We start from the raw sequence: 15,780 nt of genomic DNA on the forward strand, positions 1-15,780 counted from the left end.
GACATTTTGGCTGGGTAAGGGGGCAGAACTTGCCTATTAGCTTATTTGTCCTTGTGGCAAAATCAGTTGAGTTTTCGTATTCAAATTGCTACATCGCCCCAATCCGTTGGCCCTTAACCCCAATTTGGATGGAGAGATAGATGAATTCGCTTGGAATTAATAAGCGTCCAGAAGATACACGCGTTGTTGTTGCGATGTCTGGTGGCGTAGACAGTTCGGTTGTGGCCGCACTTATGGCGCGTGAGGGATATGAAACCCTTGGCGTAACCCTTCAACTTTATGATCACGGCGAAGCAATGCACCGCAAGGGTGCCTGCTGCGCTGGCCAAGATATTCACGATGCGCGGCGTGTCGCAGCGGCGATCGGTATCCCGCATTATGTGTTGGATTATGAAAGTCGTTTCCGCGAAGCAGTGATCGACGATTTTGCCGACAGTTATGTGCGCGGTGAAACACCGATCCCTTGCGTGAAGTGCAATCAGACCGTCAAATTTGTCGATTTGATGCGGGTTTCAAAGGAGCTCGGCGCGGATGTTTTAGTTACTGGCCACTATATCCAATCTTTGGAGAAAGATGGTCGCTGGGGCATGTATCGACCGAACGATCATGGACGTGATCAGAGCTATTTTCTGTTTGCAACGGAGCAGGATCAACTCGACTATTTGCGCTTTCCGCTTGGCGGGATGACCAAGGACGAAGTTCGCGATATCGCTCGGGATATGGGTCTTGTCGTTGCGGAGAAGAGTGACAGCCAAGATATCTGTTTTGTGCCAAGTGGTAATTATGCGCAGATCATTGCTAAGCTGAAACCCGATGCCGTTAGTCCGGGCGACATTGTGCATGTGGATGGCCGCGTATTGGGCCAGCATAAGGGCATCATTCACTACACGATTGGCCAGCGAAAAGGTCTTGGTGTTTCTGCGCCTGACCCCCTTTATGTGCTAAAGCTTGAGCCGGAAACGAAGCGGGTTATTGTTGGCCCATATGAAGCGTTGGCCACCCGGGCGGTTCGTTTGAAGCAAGTGAACTGGTTGGGTGCAAAATCGCTCGCCGACATCGAGCGCGATGGTCCTATTCAGATCGAGGCCAAAGTGCGCTCAACTCGGCCACCGCAACCCGCGCGTTTGAGCGTGATTGATGGTGTGGTTGAAGTCGAGCTGGTTGGCGGTGAACATGGTGTTTCACCTGGGCAAGCTTGTGTGTTTTACGCGGATGACAGTGCCAACAGTGAAGTGCTTGGCGGCGGCTGGATCGCCGAGGCTGTGGGCGCGAAGGCTGCATAAAGCATTTTGAACTTAGTCATTGAAATCAAGTTGGCCCGCATTGCGCGGGCCATTTTTTTGAGCAGTTGAAGGTTAAATTAGGCCTGAAGTGAGTATCGCATAAAGGATATATACCACTGCAAGGTTGGTGATCAGGAAGCCAATTACGCGGACGAAAGGCAGTCCAATATAGTACAAGACGCTAAACAGAATACGCCCCACAATGACCAGCAAGGCGGCGGTTTGGGCCATGGGGTCCTGTAGGCCAATAATGGCAGCGAGGCCGAGCACAGGCACAACGTATGATGCCGCTTCGACCTGGTTTTTATATGTATTACTTATTCTGATCGCGAGTGGGGAATAGGTTACATTTGGGTCTCGGTTCGAGGAAAATCCATAGCCAAATCCTTGGGTTGCGTATGTGAACATGATCTGGGTGCCCAAGAGCAAAAGTGTTAGAATAGCGAATGATGCGAGTGCTAATGTGAATGTCATTTTGGTTCTCCATTTGGTGTGGCCAAAATACGCAGAACAGCCACTTTATATAAATCCCAAATATCAATCCTAGATGGTGCGCAAATGCACCACCTGTGGATTTTGGTGCAAATGTCTCGACCTGGTGCTTCAAGCCATCAAATTTCACTTGACGTATAAATGTAGCCTACACTTGACATATTAGAGTGACGTTCGTTATGTAATATGTAGATTACATAATGGAGAGTTGTGATGTTGAAGAAGGCAGTTTTGCTAGGTGGAATGTTGGTCGCGCAGCCCGCGGTTGCAGCCAATTTGGAACAGACGGTACATTTTAACGGGGCGAGTGCGGATGCCCTATTCGAGCTTTACACTACCTCTGAGGGCCATCAAAAAATAACTGGGCTTCCGGCGCAGTTCAAATCTGCCAACGGGGAAGCAACTGACACCGCGCAAGTTGGTGGCTCGCTTGACGCGTTTTGTTTTGAGCCGGGCATGTGCGGGTTGAATGCGCAAGTGCTTGATGTTTCGAGTGCAGCTGGCGTTCATACAATCACCATGTCCTGGTGGAACTTTGGTTGGGTTTCCGCAATTGACCCAGCGGACATGGCCGTTGAAGGGCGTGGTGCACCGGATTCTATTTTGGTCACAACGTTCCGCGATACGTTGCGCGGCGCTCAAATTGAAATGGTCCAGGTCAATGTGCCTGACTATAAAGTGTCCATTCCCAATCCAGATCAAACTGTTGAAGTTGGGCCATTGAGCACCATCGTCAACACTCATTGGAACACGCTTTATTGGGACAATATTCGCACTATCGTTGCTGCGAAATAGCGCCCGTTTCCGGTCTATTTATCCTGAAAGGTCATTCGTATGACATCTCAAACATCGTCTAACCCTGCTTTTGATGGCCATTGCGCTTTTGCATCGGTCGTTAAAAAGGGGCAATCTAACTTGCCAATGGGCAACCCCAATATTAAGGCCGTTGTTGATGGGCAGGTTTATCTGTTTTCAAATCCGGTTGCGCGTATATTATGGAAAATGTTTGCTGCGCCGTCTGGTAAGCTAATGCGATGGGTTACAACGCTCATTGTAATTGGTTTGTTAGCATGGGGGATTAGTTTCTTCTTAGGCGCAGGCTAATGTGAACCAAATTTCAGGGGACGGTGATTGACCTATCGGATGCAAGGCATTTTCAACGTTATTGCCGATCCACGACGCCGTGCCATGCTTGACTATTTGGCGCAAGGCGACCGAACCGCGGGCGAGTTGGCGGATAAGTTTGAAATTTCTCGCCCCGCTGTGGTCAATCATATCAAAATTTTGGAAGAAAATGACCTTGTGCGTATCGCAAAGGTGGGCCGCACACGGGTTCATCGGCTTAATGCGAAACCGTTGATGGAAGTGCGCGATTGGATCGATTCTTATGGCCGGTTCTGGGGCGACAAGTTGGATGATCTAAAACACCTCGTTGAAGCCGATGTGAAGGCAAGAAAAAAGAGTGAGAACCCATGAACCACATAATTCGTTCAACGCAAATTGAAGCGGAAATTAGCGATGTTTGGTCTTATTTTGTCGAGCCTGATAAAATTCAACAATGGCTGATGAAAAACACGTTTCAGGGTGAAGTTGGTGCCCAATTTACAATGGACTGCCCACCGGGGATTGGTTCTGGTGCGCCGATTGATTGTGAAGTTAAAGAGTTTTCGCCACCAAAGAATGGCAAAGCACGGCTTGTTTATACCTGGGTGATTGATCAACCTTTGACGGAGACATTGCTGGAAGTCGACCTGATCGAGGTTTCTGGCGTGACGAATGTGGATGTCGTTCATTCTGGTTGGGCGAGCGAAGAAGGTGATATGCGTCAGCGTCATGCTGAGGGCTGGACCCATTTGTTGGAAAACTTGTTGCCGGAGGCGATGAAAAGCTAAGTTTTTCTCTCGCAACACCAATATCTTCGCCACACTTTAGGAGGCGAAGTGACTAAAATTTGCGACGCGCGAGACAATGAATGGCTCTGAATAATGCGCTAGAAATATGTTGTAGAGACAAACAAATGTCTCGCGCTAGCCAAATTCTGCATGGACGATCAAGTGCCCCGAGGTGCTGAACCCTTCTATCCTCTTTACCTGCATCGAGCTTTCCTGCTGATGCGGGAAACCCCCGCGAAAACACTGGAACAAATGTTCCAATTGGGCGCAGGCCCAATGATGACTAACGGCTGCCTTCGGTGTCAAACTGGACAATTGTCGCCAAGCGAATGATTGCGGCCAATCATTCATTCGACCGAACTTTCTTTATGTGGCGCCATTTTCCGCCGTTGCAGCTGTGCGCCGACGACAAAATGAAACTCACACGGCCCCAAACAACGCGTCCGCTGTTCGCAAGGGGCATTCAAGAAAGCTGCAAACATTATGGCGCGGTTGGAAGTGCCGGGGATAAGATTGTTCATAGCCAGTATTCTTCTGGCGAGTGGAGCGGTCTGCTCCAATCAGCAGGGGCTCATTTTTCTCAAATGCTATGATGCTTGATTTGTGACACTTTGCCAATTGCCAGATGTTAATTCCTCAAGTCCTTCGTCGAAGCTAATGACGGGGGCGTAGTTTAGATCTCGTTGTGCCTTGCTGGTATCGAGTGAAACCTCAACTGCACTTGTCGCATATTCCTGAAAGCTAAGCGGCCCATGCTTACGGCCACCAGTTAGGTGATAGATGCCATCTCCTATTTTAGCGATCAGCTTGATCAGTGGGCGAGGGACGGAAGCGTCTTTTGCGGCCAATCCTTGGGTCGCCAGTAGGCCTGTAACTGTTTCACGAAATGGGCGGGCGGGACCGTCTGAAATATGATAAATCTCACCCGCTTTTCCCTTAGAAAATGCGAGGTCGATGGCATGACATAGATTGGCGATATGGGTCGTCGAACTTAGATACTTGCCTTCCGAAATCCATGCGAATTTACCATCCCGAACCGCCTTGGACAGTGTTGGTAGTGCGGTTCCATCATCGCGACCCCAAACCATGCGTGGGCGTAAAATGATAACCCGCATGCCATCGGTTGCCGCTTGGATTGCCACCTGCTCTGCATCCGCTTTGCCTGCTGAATATGCACCGGCAGGTTTGCGGGGCAGCGGATATGTTTCATTGACGTTTATCAGGGGACGTCCATCTTGCAGCACTGAGTCTGAACTGATGTGAATTGCATCTGCGATCCCTGCTTTTTGCGCTGCGCTGAACACACGCTGTGTGCCTGTCGCATTTTCATTTGCGGCGGTGTTCCCCGGTCCATGGTCAAGATTAGCGGCGGCGTGGACAAGCTGCTCAGCGCCTTGCATGAGGGGCGCAAGGTCGGCAGTGATCACGTCGCCAATTACCGGTTTTGCGCCTAACTGGGCAACCTGTTGAGCAGCTTGCGTGCTGCGGACGAGGCCAGTGACATTGTGCCCTTGTGCGACGAAATGACGAATGAGGTTGCGTCCGATAAAGCCGTTGGCACCTGTGATGAAGATATGTCGATTACTCATTTTCGTTTTTCCCTGGTATTGAGTTTTGCGTGGCCAGTTTTTCGATGTCGGCAAGGATTTCTGCGCGTTCGGTTGCCGTCCAATCGTGGAATTCCATGTGCTGTTGAAACTTCAACCCCTCCAACGCCAACCATGCCAATCGGGCGGCACGGGGGTGGGTGGCATCTTGAATGATCTGGTCGCGCAAAACATTCTGATTGTGGCGAAACGCGCCGCGCAGCTCTGCGTCTTGCATCAATGCTGTGATGAGGCTGAGCACAGCTGGGTTTCCACCGATGGGCGGGGGGCTCTGGTCGGCTGCTGAAATGCGACCGCGAAGTGTTGCATCTGGCTGGCCGATAAAGGGTGCCGCACAAGTCTGGTTGAACTTGTTATCGGCGCTGATCGCCCGGGCGACAACTGCTGCCACGAGTTCACGTTTGTTTTGATGATCATAAAGCACTGTGGCTTTTGACACGCCTGCTTCTTTGGCAACTGCGTCAACAGTCAATACGCCATCACGTGCGATGACATGTTCGACGGCATCAAGGATCAGGTTTTGGTCGTGTTTACGTGGGCGGGGCATAGTTAATCCTATTTATTTCCGAATGGTTGGAAATAAATGATTCCATCAAGTTCGTCAACAGCTCAGCATGCGGTTCATATCCATTTAACTTGCGTCGAATTCAATTTTGACAAGAGAAGTTCGGTCCGGCGTTCAAAAGGACGAAACAATTGTTCGCTTGATATCTATTTGGTGAAATTAGTTCAGCTTACAAAAATTTTTCTCGACTTGAACCACGTTCTCCTGAAAATATGACCTGACAGACCTAGGCGAAATGGGGAAAATTGTTGTGAGCAAAATAAAAGAGATGTTGGCTATCGGGCTCGCAAAAATTGGTTTTCCAGTCGTGGGAAATTCTGGGCCGTCAATCTATATGGTTACGATTCACACGGCGAACTTTGATGCCATGAAGGCCTTTTTCACACAAAAGATGAAAATGGAAGTCACTTCTGACGCCGGTGAGTTCATCGAATTATCGTCGAATGGAGTACGTCTTTCTTTGGCTAGCCATGAGATGCTCAGTTCGTTTTTGACTTCAAATGGTCTTAACGGTGAGCGCAAGGGGTCGGCGATCGGAATTGGATTTAAGTATGCGCACCCAGATCTGGTTGATGCGGCATATAATTCGTTAATGGCAAACGGCGTACAGGGTGTCGCATCACCTGCGCAACAATCGTGGGGTGAATATACGGCTTTCTTTGCGGATCCAGATGGAAACGTGCACGAATTGGTTGCAAATACCAGTTGAACGCTAACTCGTGTCTGCTTTACGCAGATATGTCCGGATGTCACCGGCTTGAACTGTCGCCAATCGGGGTGACGTCGTCTGCGAAGGGGACATATCGCCGCCGGAAATTTGTGTCTGGGACAATTTCTGGTTTGCTGATCCGGTCCATTCGGAAATGGCGGAAATTTTCGCGCGAAGGGTCCCACGCTACTAAATACCATAATGGCGGCAAAATAAGCATGGCTTGGGGTTCAACAGTTCGGCTGGATTTTGTCCTCTTAGCGTCACGATATTGAAATTGCAGATGTAGCCGTTGGAGAAAAGCTGTTTCGAACGCGGGCAGCAGAGTGGGGTCCATTGCACCCAAGTCGGATATGTCGACCAGCGGCGAAAGTTCGCCGACATATAGACAGTCCAGAAACTGACGTAGATCGCGAATTTTGTCCGATGGCAGGGATTTTTCGATTTTCGCAAGCCCGTCATCTGCAAGGGCTGAAAAGGGGAGGTTTCCCGCGGCACGCGTGGACGCCACGCTGATGAGCAGCGCAAAGACTTCGGAAACTGAAAGCCGGGCCGTGGTTTGGATGGATTGCGGATCAAGTTGCACCCCGCCGCCGCGCCCGGGTTCAGAATGAATAACAAATCCCTCATCACGTAGCGCAGAAATGTCGCGCAATAGGGTGCGTCTGGACGCACCAACTTCGGTCGCCAATTCGGCGATGGTCGAGGTTCCATTGCGGCGAAGGCTGCGCACAATAGCGTCATGTCGGCTGCGAGTATTCATTTTGCACATCTATCAATTAATGGTGCCAATATTTGTCACCGTATGGGTTTAGTCAATGCCTGTCGCGTCGGCAATGCGAATTAATGAGCGTTGCCTGACCACCCTTAAAGATAGAGAAGAAGCAAAATGTCCAACCCATCCAATTTTCCCAAGCCGACTATGATCTCCACCAATGGTGTGGAACTTGAAGTGTTTGAAGCGGGCCAAGAAAACAAGGGAAACCCGATCGTTCTGTGCCATGGCTGGCCAGAGCATGCCTATTCTTGGCGGCATCAGGTGCCGGCCCTTGTTGCGGCGGGCTATCACGTGATCGTTCCGAACCAACGCGGGTTTGGCAATTCGTCTTGCCCATCAGAAGTTACCGACTATGACATTGAACATTTGACCGGTGATCTGGTCGGCCTGTTGGATCATTACGGATATGATGATGCGGTTTTTGTTGGCCATGATTGGGGCGCGAACATTGTTTGGAGCTTGTCCATATTGCACCCAAAACGGGTGAGTAAAATCATCAATATGGCCCTGCCATATCAAGAGCGTTGGGAAAAACCGTGGATCGAAATGATGGAAGTGCTGTTTGGGCCGGATTTCTATTTCGTCCATTTTAACCGACAGCCGGGCGTTGCAGACGCAGTATTGGATGCAAATAAGCGTCAATTCTTGAACAATTTGTTCAGAAAGAACTTGCCGCCTGTTGCACCGGAACCGGGCATGATGATGATCAATCTCGCCAAGGCAGAAGCGCCGCTTGGCGAGGCAATTATGAGTGAAAACGATCTTGATGTTTTCGTTTCGGCATTTGAAGCATCAGGTTTTACAGGGGGGATCAATTGGTACAGGAATCTTGATCGTAACTGGCATATTTTGGCGGACGTGGATCCGATCATCCAGAAGCCTGCACTGATGATTTATGGTGAGCGTGACATGATCCCAAAGTCTGAAACGCTTACAAATTTCGTGCCGAATGTGGAGGTTGTCAGCCTTGATTGCGGTCATTGGATTCCGCAAGAAATGCCAGAAGAAACAACTGGGGCAATTCTTGAGTGGTTGCAAATTCAAGAAGCTGCATAGACTTGGATATATATTGAGACAAAGCTGCCCTCCGAGATAATCGGAGGGCAACTTTACGTGCGAACATATTGATTTGTTGGCCCACAAGCGGCGGAGTTTGAGTGATGGCAGAACTAATCTTCTTCGAATGCGAAGATGAATTTAGTGACTGGTTAGAACACAATTCGACTACTAGCGAAGTTTGGGTGGGCTATTATAAGAAGCATACAGGCCGCCCAAGCCTTACATGGCCATCTTCGGTTGATGTTGCGCTATGTTATGGCTGGATTGATGGCGTTCGCAAAACAATTGATGAGCAAAGCTATAAGATCCGATTTACGCCGCGCAAAAAGGGCAGCGTTTGGAGTGCGGTGAATGTCAAAAAGGTCGGCGCTTTAATTGAGCTTGGAAAAATGAAACCCGCCGGGCTGCTTTTGTTCAACAATAGAAGCGATGCGGTTGGTTATAGTTCCGAAGATAGAAACATTTCGCTTGCGCCAAAATACGAAGAACAGATCAGGTCAAATGAGCCAGCTTGGGCATTTTTATCCAATCTGGCACCATCCTACAAACGAGATTCCATCTGGTGGGTGATGAGCGCCAAGAGAGAAGAAACGCGGTTGAAGCGGCTTGATGTTCTCATTTCTTCATCCGCGGCGGGGTTGAAAATTCCGACTTTACGAAAGAAGGAATAGACCATCGGAAGGGGCATGCCAAACTGATCCTCAGGCGCTAGGCTCCACGCAGTTTGGCAATTGTCGTGGTTGGTGAAATCGCTTCCGGATCAATTCTGATGTGGATAATTGACGGTTTGCCTGAGGTGCGGGCACGTTCGAAGGCTGTTGGGAAGTCCTCAGTTTTTTCTACGGTTTCACCGTGGCCGCCATAGGCGCGGGCGAGGGCGGCGAAGTCTGGGTTTTCCAAATTGGTGGCTGAAATGCGGGCTGGGTAGTGCTTTTCTTGGTGCATGCGGATGGTGCCGTAAATGCCATTGTCAATCACCAATGTGATGATGTTCGCGCCCGATTGTGCCGCCGCGCCAAATTCATTACCTGTCATTTGAAAACAGCCGTCGCCTGCAAAACAGATCACGTCATTTTCTGGGTGACGCAATTTGCCAGCAATGGCGGCGGGTAGGCCATAACCCATGGAGCCGGACGTTGGGGCCAATTGGGTTCCATATTGTTTGAAACGCCAAAAACGGTGCAGCCAAATGGCGTAGTTGCCTGCGCCATTGGTGAGGATTGCATTGTCAGAAAGTGTGTTGCGAAGATGAGCCATGATCTCACCCATTTGCACTTCTCCGGGTGTTGTAGGCAGTTTATCTGTCCAATTGCGATAGTCGCCATTTGCCGCTTTTGCAGCGCCGGTTTCAGGGCGTGCCGGTATGTCCTCAACGGTGTCGAAGAACGCGCCGGGCGTGGCGTTGATGGCCAATGTTGGCGTGTAAATGCGGCCCAGCTCTTCAGCACCAGGATGAATTTGGATTAAGGTCTTACCCGGGTTTGGCATGCCCAACAATGAAAAGTTTTGGCTTGGGTTTTCTGAAAACCGCGCGCCGAGCAAGATGACGCAATCGCTGTTTTCTATACGGGATTTGAGCGCTGGGTTGATGCCAAGCCCAACATCGCCTGCATAGTTTTTGTGGCTGTGGTCGAACAATTGTTGGCGTCGGAAGGAGCAACCAACCGGCAAGTGATGCTTTTCGCTGAACGCTTTTAGTTGAGCAACAGAACTTTCGTCCCAACGGGAACCGCCAGCAATGATGATCGGGTCCGTGGCTGCGGCCAGCAGTTCAGCAAACTTGTTAGCTGCGTTTTTGGTTGGGGCTGGCTCGGCGACTTCAATGAACGTACAGGGTTCAACGTCTACGACGTCGCGCAGCATATCTTCGGGCAGCGCCAAAACCACAGGGCCGGGGCGACCGCTCATGGCAATATGGTATGCATGGGCGATAATTTCGGGAATGCGGGATGCGTCGTCAATTTCTTCTACCCACTTGGCGAGGTCGCCAAATGTTTGCCGATAATCAACTTCTTGGAAGGCTTCACGGCCTTTCATTTCACGACCGATTTGGCCGACAAACAGGATCATTGGCGTTGAGTCTTGTTTGGCGACATGCACACCAGCGGCGGCGTTTGTTGCGCCGGGGCCGCGGGTAACCATGCAGATGCCGGGGCGGCCGAGCATTTTGCCATCCGCTTCGGCCATAATCGCTGCACCGCCTTCATGGCGAGACGTGATCACGTCGATATTGCTGTCATGCAACCCGTCCAAGACGGCCAGATAGCTTTCGCCGGGCACGCAAAATACGCGATCTACGCGTTGCGCCTCTAGGCATTTCACCAAAATTTCGCCGCCAGTCATTTTAGCCATTTCAGCATGGTCCTATTAGTCGTTGAGTTCGTTTAGAATTTCTTGTGTGTGCTCGCCCACTTTAGGCGAGGCCTTATCTAGTGTCAGTTCAGCGTCGGAAAAGTTGATCGGCGTTCGCACGCCGGGCACGCCATCAAGATCGAGCTGCATGCCGCGGGCAATAACTTGGGGGTCAGCAAAGACTTCATCGATATTGTTGATGGGGCCTGCTGGCACGTTGCAATTATGTAGTGCTTCGAGCAGTTTCCACTTGCCCCATTTCGCAAAAGCATCGGATAGAATTTGCGTGAGGGCGTCTCGATTTTTCAGCCGTGCCGCGTTGGTTGCATATTGGGTGTCCTCGGCCAGATGGTCGAGTTCAAGCAAATGGCAAAGGCGTTGAAACTGCCCATCATTGCCAACAGCCAAGATGATGTGGCCATCTTCAACGGCAAGTACCTGATAGGGCACGATATTGGGATGGGCGTTGCCCATGCGGGTTGGCGGTTTGCCAGATACCAAATAGTTCATCGCTTGGTTGGCCAAAACTCCAACCATGCTGTCCATCAGTGACATGTCTACCTGCTGGCCAAGACCAGTGCGTTCGCGCTGCCAAAGGGCCGCTTGAATGCCGATAGATGCATAAAGCCCGGTGATGATGTCGGCCAATGCTGTGCCTATTTTTTGCGGCTCGCGTCCCGGTTCGCCCGTAATCGACATCATGCCGGACATTCCCTGCACTATGAAATCATAGCCCGGTTGGCTGGCGTATGGCCCAGTTTGGCCAAAGCCCGTGATGGAACAATAAATCAGGCGCGGATTGATCTTTTTAACGGTCTCAAAGTCCAAGCCGTATTTTTCTAGTCCGCCGAGTTTGAAGTTTTCTACCAGTACATCAGACTGCTTGATCAGTTTGATCACGGTTTCAAGGTCTGCTTCGTCCTTGAAATTTAAGGCAATAGAACGCTTTCCCCGATTGCAGGCGTGGAAATAGGCGGCAGACTTGTCATTCTCGCGTTCGACAAAGGGAGGGCCCCAGGTGCGGGTGTCGTCGCCTTTTGGGCTTTCGACTTTGATGACGTCAGCGCCAAGGTCTGCCAACGTTTGGCCAACCCAAGGGCCAGCCAAAACACGGGCAAGTTCGAGAACTTTAAGTCCTTCAAGCGGCTTTTCCATTAAAAGAAGGCCTGCAACCCGGTTTGAGCGCGCCCAAGAATGAGGGCGTGGACATCTGCAGTGCCCTCATAGGTGTTGACCGTTTCCAGATTGATCATGTGGCGCATGATTTCGAATTCGTCGGAAATGCCATTGCCGCCGTGCATGTCACGGGCCATCCGTGCAATGTCCAATGCTTTTACGCAGTTGTTGCGCTTCATCATGGAGATCATTTCCGGGGCTGCATTGGCCTCGTTCATCAAGCGACCAACGCGCAACGAGCCTTGAAGCCCGAGCGTGATGTCGGTTTGCATGTTCGCCAATTTCATTTGGAACAATTGCATTTGTGCCAATGGTTTGCCGAACTGTTTTCGTTCCATGCCATAGCGGTTTGCTGCGTGCCAGCAAGCTTCGGCAGCGCCCATTGCGCCCCAAGAAATGCCGTAGCGCGCGCGGTTCAAGCAACCGAATGGGCCTTTTAGCCCTTCAACATGGGGAAGAAGCGCATCTTCGCCCACTTCAACATTCTCCATGACGATTTCGCCAGTGATTGAAGCGCGAAGGGAAAGCTTACCGCCGATTTTGGGTGCTGAAAGGCCTTTCATGCCCTTATCCAAAACGAAGCCGCGGATTTTGCCATTGTGGGCGTCGGATTTTGCCCAGACAACAAATACGTCAGCGATTGGACTGTTGGAAATCCACATTTTCGTGCCGTTAAGCACGTAGCCGTTTTCGGTTTTGGTCGCACGGGTCAACATGCCGCCCGGGTCTGAACCAGCGTCAGGTTCTGTAAGGCCGAAACAGCCGATTAAGTCACCAGAAATCAAACCGGGAAGGTATTTTTGGCGCTGTTCTTCGGTGCCATAGGCATAGATGGGGTAGATAACCAATGAAGATTGAACAGACATCATCGAGCGATAGCCGCTATCGATGCGTTCGACTTCGCGGGCGATGAGGCCATAGGCAACATAGCCCATATCAACGCCGCCATATTCTTCAGGGATAGTGGAGCCCAAAAGGCCCATATCGCCCATTTCTTTGAATAGGGCTGGGTCTGTTGTTTCGTCATTATAAGCTTCGCGGACACGCGGGCGCAGTTTCTCTTCGGCAAACGCGCGGGCCGTTTCCTGCACCATACGTTCTTCTTCGGTTAGTTGGTCATCCAACCGAAATGGATCTTGCCACGTGAATGCCCCTAAGTCTGGGCGGTCTTTATCGCGAATGCTTGGGCGTTCAGTTGTCACAGCTCATGCCTATCGTTAGGTTGCCTATAGTTATTTTATGCTTCAAGTATTTTATCAGATCAAATCGGCCTAATCCAACGAAAGATGCGCATTTGTTCATGCGCAAAACGCATTTATGCGACCAAAGTGTAATTGTTGTCGTCGATGTGAAGAGAAATGAGGACCAACTTGCTTGTTATGCGGTTGCCAGTTTTCTAAGCTAAACCGGAAACTTGCAGCTCAACTTCAGCGCGTTTGGGGAAAAATTGGCATTTATCGCGGAAAATCAATTGTTTTTGCTCATCGGGTGCTTCCTGCTTGGAACCATTGGCACGTTGTTTCTTTTTAGGAAACCTGCAGGGCATATCTATTGGAAACTGGCGGATTTGAACTGGGTTGTGCTAGGTGGAATCGGTGCTTTGGTTGCCGTGTTTGCAGGCATCTACCAGGACGACAACTCGCAGATTAACCGACAGATTGATATTGCATACGCGGCGACCTCGTCATTTGACCAAGACGCATCTCGATTTCGCCTAAGATTTTGCGATCCTGTCGGTGATGATGGTGATGTGGCGATTGTGTGCGACAAGGTGGAGTATCTGTCCGCCTCTACTGCCACCAATTCTGCACTGCCATTATTCATATCGCTGACAGCAGAAATCGCACCCTTACGCGGCCTAAACTTTTTCGGCGGCAATCGGATGAGCACTAGCGAAGAGCAGGCGATGGTGCAAAAGGCCAATAATATCGATCTGGACAGTTTTCTTGTGTTCCAACCTGAAGATCAAAATACCCGCGTCGCGGTGGCAAATTTGCAGCAACGCAATTCGCCAATTGCTGGCGACTTTAAGGTTTTGGCTGGGGCCTATGCTGATCTGGTGTCTAAAGTTTCCACATTGCAGGCAGAGTGGCGGTATCTACAGAGCAACGCACACATTCTGGTCATCCGAGTTATCGCACTTTGCTTGGTCGGGTTCGCAGCGCCCTTCCGTCTGGGCAAGTCAATTGTGGAGCTGCGCAGCTAACAATTAGGTGTGGCTGGAACTTCACGGTGCACAAGGTGAGAACGCAGCTTGTAAAAAACTGTGTGCGTCATAAACTTAGCAGTAGGTTGATATTCCTGTTCAAATTGATCGGTATGCCTACGTGAGTTCGGCCAAATATAATTTTAGCGACCTAAGTATTTTGGTGGTCGATGACAATGAGTTCGCTCATACAATTTTGCGCGACATTTTGCTGTCGATGAAGGTAAAGAAAATCGGACACGCAACGAATGGCGCTGATGCATTTCGGGCGATCAAGGCCGAGTTACCGGACATTGTGATTGTTGATTTGTTGATGGCGCCGATCAATGGTTTTGACTTCATCAAGAGCATTCGCGCCCACAAAGACGACGATATTCGTCACCTTCCTTTGTTGGTTGTGACAGCATTTTCATCAATGGATCACGTCACGCGCGCGCGGGATGTTGGCGCTAGCGAAGTTCTGTGCAAGCCTATTTCGGTTGCGACTGTTTATGATCGATTTGTGCATATGCGGAATTCCCCACGACAATTCGTGCGCACGGAGGCCTATGTTGGCCCGGATCGTCGGCGCGCATTGCGTGGCTTTGGCGGAATGGACCGCCGCGCGGGTGGCGAGGCTGTAGATTTGCCGGAAGAGGGTTGAAATGACTGACAAGCCAAAGCCAAAAGGTACCGGCAAAGCCGAGACCTATTATCCTCCCAATCTATTGGCAAAAGCCATAAGCAAGGGCAGTGGACCTTCGATCCGGGAAATGGAAAGGGAGGCAGAAAAGCGACTAAAGGCTTCTCAAGGCAAATACCAAATTGTCCTAAAAGCCACAATCGAGCGCATGCAGGGTGTGGTCGCATCAGACGAGGAATTGACAGAAAAGCATCGCCTTCTGTTTGTTGATGCCCATGACATTAAAGGGCAGGCGTCGATTTTGGGTTATCCGCTTGTTGGTGAAATAGCTGTATGTATTTGCGTCGCGATCAAGGATGTGCCGGAAAAACTAAAGAATGAACCAGATCTTTTGATCCTGCATGTGAACGCTTTAGAATGGGCGTTTGTAAACGAGCATAATGAAGAACGGCATGCGGAAAGGTCCGCGCTGGTTCAATCTCTACGTGACGCGTTGTATAAAGATTAGATTTTATCTGATTGCTTTTCGTTCAGTATGTATGTGTCCGTGGGCAGGCCATGTTCGTCAACCCCGCTATCGACAAAGACGAAGTTGAACGATTTCAGGATTTTGATTGAAGCGAGATTCTGTGGGTCGACAGTGCCGACCAAGCTTTTAAAATCGTGGTTTGTTAGGCCGTCTTCAATGACAATCTGTGCAACTTCTTTGCCGTATCCGCGACCCCATGCGGCCTTCTCAAACCCATAAATTAGTTCAGGTGCAGAACCCTTGGGGTGAACAATTCCGCCCCAGCCGATCATCCGTTGCGTTGATTTCTCGATAATTGCGCCAGCACTTGTACCGTTTAGGGCCTTTGATTTGTGGGAAGCATCTATCCATTTTTGAGCATTTTCTTTGCTCAACGGTTTGCCGTCATCGACCCATTTAGCCACGTCATGGTCTGAAAACAACTCAACAAGGCGCGTGCAATCAGTTGATTGAAATTCGCGCCAATATAGTCTTTTGGATTCCATAGGACGAAGGACCTAGATTTGATGT

Annotated in this window: 19 protein-coding genes; 11 read left to right on the forward strand and 8 right to left on the reverse strand. The window is 50.2% G+C overall.

What is annotated here, in order from left to right:
- The first annotated feature begins 140 nt into the window (after window positions 1-140).
- Window positions 141-1,283 carry a tRNA 2-thiouridine(34) synthase MnmA gene (gene mnmA, locus AC2D8L_RS14990; RefSeq protein WP_484686282.1) on the forward strand — a complete coding sequence of 381 codons (1,143 nt, stop codon included), beginning with the start codon at window positions 141-143 and terminating at the stop codon, window positions 1,281-1,283.
- 72 nt (window positions 1,284-1,355) lie between these two features.
- Here mnmA and AC2D8L_RS14995 read toward each other — a convergent pair whose 3' ends face one another.
- Window positions 1,356-1,757: an MAPEG family protein gene (locus AC2D8L_RS14995; protein ID WP_484686283.1), complete on the reverse strand. Its 402-nt coding sequence runs from the start codon at window positions 1,755-1,757 to the stop codon at window positions 1,356-1,358.
- A 231-nt stretch (window positions 1,758-1,988) separates the two neighbouring features.
- Here AC2D8L_RS14995 and AC2D8L_RS15000 point away from each other — a divergent pair, with 231 nt between their 5' ends.
- The 4 genes from AC2D8L_RS15000 to AC2D8L_RS15015 are packed head-to-tail and all read left to right on the forward strand — an operon-like array spanning window position 1,989 to window position 3,667.
- Window positions 1,989-2,570 carry a hypothetical protein gene (locus tag AC2D8L_RS15000; RefSeq protein ID WP_484686284.1) on the forward strand — a complete coding sequence of 194 codons (582 nt, stop codon included), beginning with the start codon at window positions 1,989-1,991 and terminating at the stop codon, window positions 2,568-2,570.
- A 39-nt stretch (window positions 2,571-2,609) separates the two neighbouring features.
- Entirely contained in the window at window positions 2,610-2,879 is a 270-nt protein-coding gene (locus tag AC2D8L_RS15005) for a hypothetical protein (RefSeq protein WP_484686285.1), read from the forward strand.
- A gap of 27 nt (window positions 2,880-2,906) precedes the next feature.
- Window positions 2,907-3,251: an ArsR/SmtB family transcription factor gene (locus AC2D8L_RS15010; protein ID WP_484686286.1), complete on the forward strand. Its 345-nt coding sequence runs from the start codon at window positions 2,907-2,909 to the stop codon at window positions 3,249-3,251.
- Window positions 3,248-3,667, forward strand: coding sequence for an SRPBCC family protein (locus AC2D8L_RS15015; RefSeq protein WP_484686287.1), 420 nt, complete (start codon window positions 3,248-3,250; stop codon window positions 3,665-3,667). Before AC2D8L_RS15010 ends, AC2D8L_RS15015 begins: the two co-directional genes overlap by 4 nt.
- A gap of 587 nt (window positions 3,668-4,254) precedes the next feature.
- Here AC2D8L_RS15015 and AC2D8L_RS15020 read toward each other — a convergent pair.
- Together AC2D8L_RS15020 and AC2D8L_RS15025 are read right to left on the reverse strand one after the other, a co-directional pair.
- Window positions 4,255-5,256, reverse strand: coding sequence for an NAD-dependent epimerase/dehydratase family protein (locus AC2D8L_RS15020; protein ID WP_484686288.1), 1,002 nt, complete (start codon window positions 5,254-5,256; stop codon window positions 4,255-4,257).
- On the reverse strand, window positions 5,249-5,821 hold the full coding sequence (locus AC2D8L_RS15025) for a TetR family transcriptional regulator (RefSeq protein WP_484686289.1): 573 nt from the start codon (window positions 5,819-5,821) through the stop codon (window positions 5,249-5,251). The genes AC2D8L_RS15020 and AC2D8L_RS15025 overlap by 8 nt, the downstream gene beginning before the upstream one ends.
- Before the next feature lie 268 nt (window positions 5,822-6,089).
- On the opposite strand from AC2D8L_RS15025, the gene AC2D8L_RS15030 reads away from it, so the two are divergent.
- Window positions 6,090-6,548, forward strand: coding sequence for a VOC family protein (locus tag AC2D8L_RS15030; protein WP_484686290.1), 459 nt, complete (start codon window positions 6,090-6,092; stop codon window positions 6,546-6,548).
- Window positions 6,549-6,588: 40 nt separating this feature from the next.
- Here AC2D8L_RS15030 and AC2D8L_RS15035 read toward each other — a convergent pair whose 3' ends face one another.
- On the reverse strand, window positions 6,589-7,311 hold the full coding sequence (locus AC2D8L_RS15035) for a helix-turn-helix transcriptional regulator (protein ID WP_484686291.1): 723 nt from the start codon (window positions 7,309-7,311) through the stop codon (window positions 6,589-6,591).
- A gap of 126 nt (window positions 7,312-7,437) precedes the next feature.
- Here AC2D8L_RS15035 and AC2D8L_RS15040 point away from each other — a divergent pair, with 126 nt between their 5' ends.
- Window positions 7,438-8,382, forward strand: coding sequence for an alpha/beta fold hydrolase (locus AC2D8L_RS15040; RefSeq protein WP_484686292.1), 945 nt, complete (start codon window positions 7,438-7,440; stop codon window positions 8,380-8,382).
- 104 nt (window positions 8,383-8,486) lie between these two features.
- Window positions 8,487-9,056, forward strand: a complete 570-nt coding sequence (locus AC2D8L_RS15045; RefSeq protein WP_484686293.1) for a YdeI/OmpD-associated family protein — start codon at window positions 8,487-8,489, stop codon at window positions 9,054-9,056.
- A 37-nt stretch (window positions 9,057-9,093) separates the two neighbouring features.
- Here AC2D8L_RS15045 and AC2D8L_RS15050 read toward each other — a convergent pair whose 3' ends face one another.
- Genes AC2D8L_RS15050 through AC2D8L_RS15060 form a run of 3 tightly spaced genes read right to left on the reverse strand, consistent with a single transcriptional unit; the run spans window position 9,094 to window position 13,115 of the window.
- Window positions 9,094-10,737 carry a thiamine pyrophosphate-binding protein gene (locus AC2D8L_RS15050; RefSeq protein ID WP_484686294.1) on the reverse strand — a complete coding sequence of 548 codons (1,644 nt, stop codon included), beginning with the start codon at window positions 10,735-10,737 and terminating at the stop codon, window positions 9,094-9,096.
- Between the two features lie 15 nt (window positions 10,738-10,752).
- The gene (locus tag AC2D8L_RS15055; RefSeq protein ID WP_484686295.1) at window positions 10,753-11,892 is read right to left on the reverse strand and encodes a CaiB/BaiF CoA transferase family protein; all 1,140 of its coding nucleotides are present in this window, start codon (window positions 11,890-11,892) and stop codon (window positions 10,753-10,755) included.
- A complete protein-coding gene (locus AC2D8L_RS15060; protein ID WP_484686296.1) occupies window positions 11,892-13,115 on the reverse strand; it encodes an acyl-CoA dehydrogenase in 1,224 nt (407 codons plus the stop codon). The genes AC2D8L_RS15055 and AC2D8L_RS15060 overlap by 1 nt, the downstream gene beginning before the upstream one ends.
- Before the next feature lie 245 nt (window positions 13,116-13,360).
- Between AC2D8L_RS15060 and AC2D8L_RS15065 the strand changes: the two genes are divergently transcribed.
- The 3 genes from AC2D8L_RS15065 (at window position 13,361) to AC2D8L_RS15075 (ending at window position 15,249) form a co-directional block, all read left to right on the forward strand.
- Entirely contained in the window at window positions 13,361-14,119 is a 759-nt protein-coding gene (locus AC2D8L_RS15065) for a hypothetical protein (protein WP_484686297.1), read from the forward strand.
- 121 nt (window positions 14,120-14,240) lie between these two features.
- The gene (locus AC2D8L_RS15070) at window positions 14,241-14,762 is read left to right on the forward strand and encodes a response regulator (RefSeq protein ID WP_484686298.1); all 522 of its coding nucleotides are present in this window, start codon (window positions 14,241-14,243) and stop codon (window positions 14,760-14,762) included.
- 1 nt (window position 14,763) lies between these two features.
- Window positions 14,764-15,249, forward strand: a complete 486-nt coding sequence (locus AC2D8L_RS15075; protein ID WP_484686299.1) for a hypothetical protein — start codon at window positions 14,764-14,766, stop codon at window positions 15,247-15,249.
- On the opposite strand, the gene AC2D8L_RS15080 is transcribed toward AC2D8L_RS15075, so the two are convergent.
- Complete coding sequence (locus tag AC2D8L_RS15080) at window positions 15,246-15,755, reverse strand: GNAT family N-acetyltransferase (protein ID WP_484686300.1); 510 nt, start codon at window positions 15,753-15,755, stop codon at window positions 15,246-15,248. The two genes, AC2D8L_RS15075 and AC2D8L_RS15080, sit on opposite strands and share 4 nt — an antisense overlap.
- Window positions 15,756-15,780: the final 25 nt, after the last annotated feature.

It is taken from the genome of Maritalea sp. YIW29, assembly GCF_057219265.1.

Excerpts from the sequence above, each read along its gene's own strand:
- mnmA (WP_484686282.1), top strand. The coding sequence starts at position 141 with ATGAATTCGCTTGGAATTAATAAGCGTCCAGAAGATACACGCGTTGTT.
- AC2D8L_RS14995 (WP_484686283.1), bottom strand. The coding sequence starts at position 1,757 with ATGACATTCACATTAGCACTCGCATCATTCGCTATTCTAACACTTTTG.
- AC2D8L_RS15000 (WP_484686284.1), top strand. The coding sequence starts at position 1,989 with ATGTTGAAGAAGGCAGTTTTGCTAGGTGGAATGTTGGTCGCGCAGCCC.
- AC2D8L_RS15005 (WP_484686285.1), top strand. The coding sequence starts at position 2,610 with ATGACATCTCAAACATCGTCTAACCCTGCTTTTGATGGCCATTGCGCT.
- AC2D8L_RS15015 (WP_484686287.1), top strand. The coding sequence starts at position 3,248 with ATGAACCACATAATTCGTTCAACGCAAATTGAAGCGGAAATTAGCGAT.
- AC2D8L_RS15020 (WP_484686288.1), bottom strand. The coding sequence starts at position 5,256 with ATGAGTAATCGACATATCTTCATCACAGGTGCCAACGGCTTTATCGGA.
- AC2D8L_RS15025 (WP_484686289.1), bottom strand. The coding sequence starts at position 5,821 with ATGCCCCGCCCACGTAAACACGACCAAAACCTGATCCTTGATGCCGTC.
- AC2D8L_RS15035 (WP_484686291.1), bottom strand. The coding sequence starts at position 7,311 with ATGAATACTCGCAGCCGACATGACGCTATTGTGCGCAGCCTTCGCCGC.
- AC2D8L_RS15040 (WP_484686292.1), top strand. The coding sequence starts at position 7,438 with ATGTCCAACCCATCCAATTTTCCCAAGCCGACTATGATCTCCACCAAT.
- AC2D8L_RS15045 (WP_484686293.1), top strand. The coding sequence starts at position 8,487 with ATGGCAGAACTAATCTTCTTCGAATGCGAAGATGAATTTAGTGACTGG.
- AC2D8L_RS15050 (WP_484686294.1), bottom strand. The coding sequence starts at position 10,737 with ATGGCTAAAATGACTGGCGGCGAAATTTTGGTGAAATGCCTAGAGGCG.
- AC2D8L_RS15055 (WP_484686295.1), bottom strand. The coding sequence starts at position 11,892 with ATGGAAAAGCCGCTTGAAGGACTTAAAGTTCTCGAACTTGCCCGTGTT.
- AC2D8L_RS15075 (WP_484686299.1), top strand. The coding sequence starts at position 14,764 with ATGACTGACAAGCCAAAGCCAAAAGGTACCGGCAAAGCCGAGACCTAT.
- AC2D8L_RS15080 (WP_484686300.1), bottom strand. The coding sequence starts at position 15,755 with ATGGAATCCAAAAGACTATATTGGCGCGAATTTCAATCAACTGATTGC.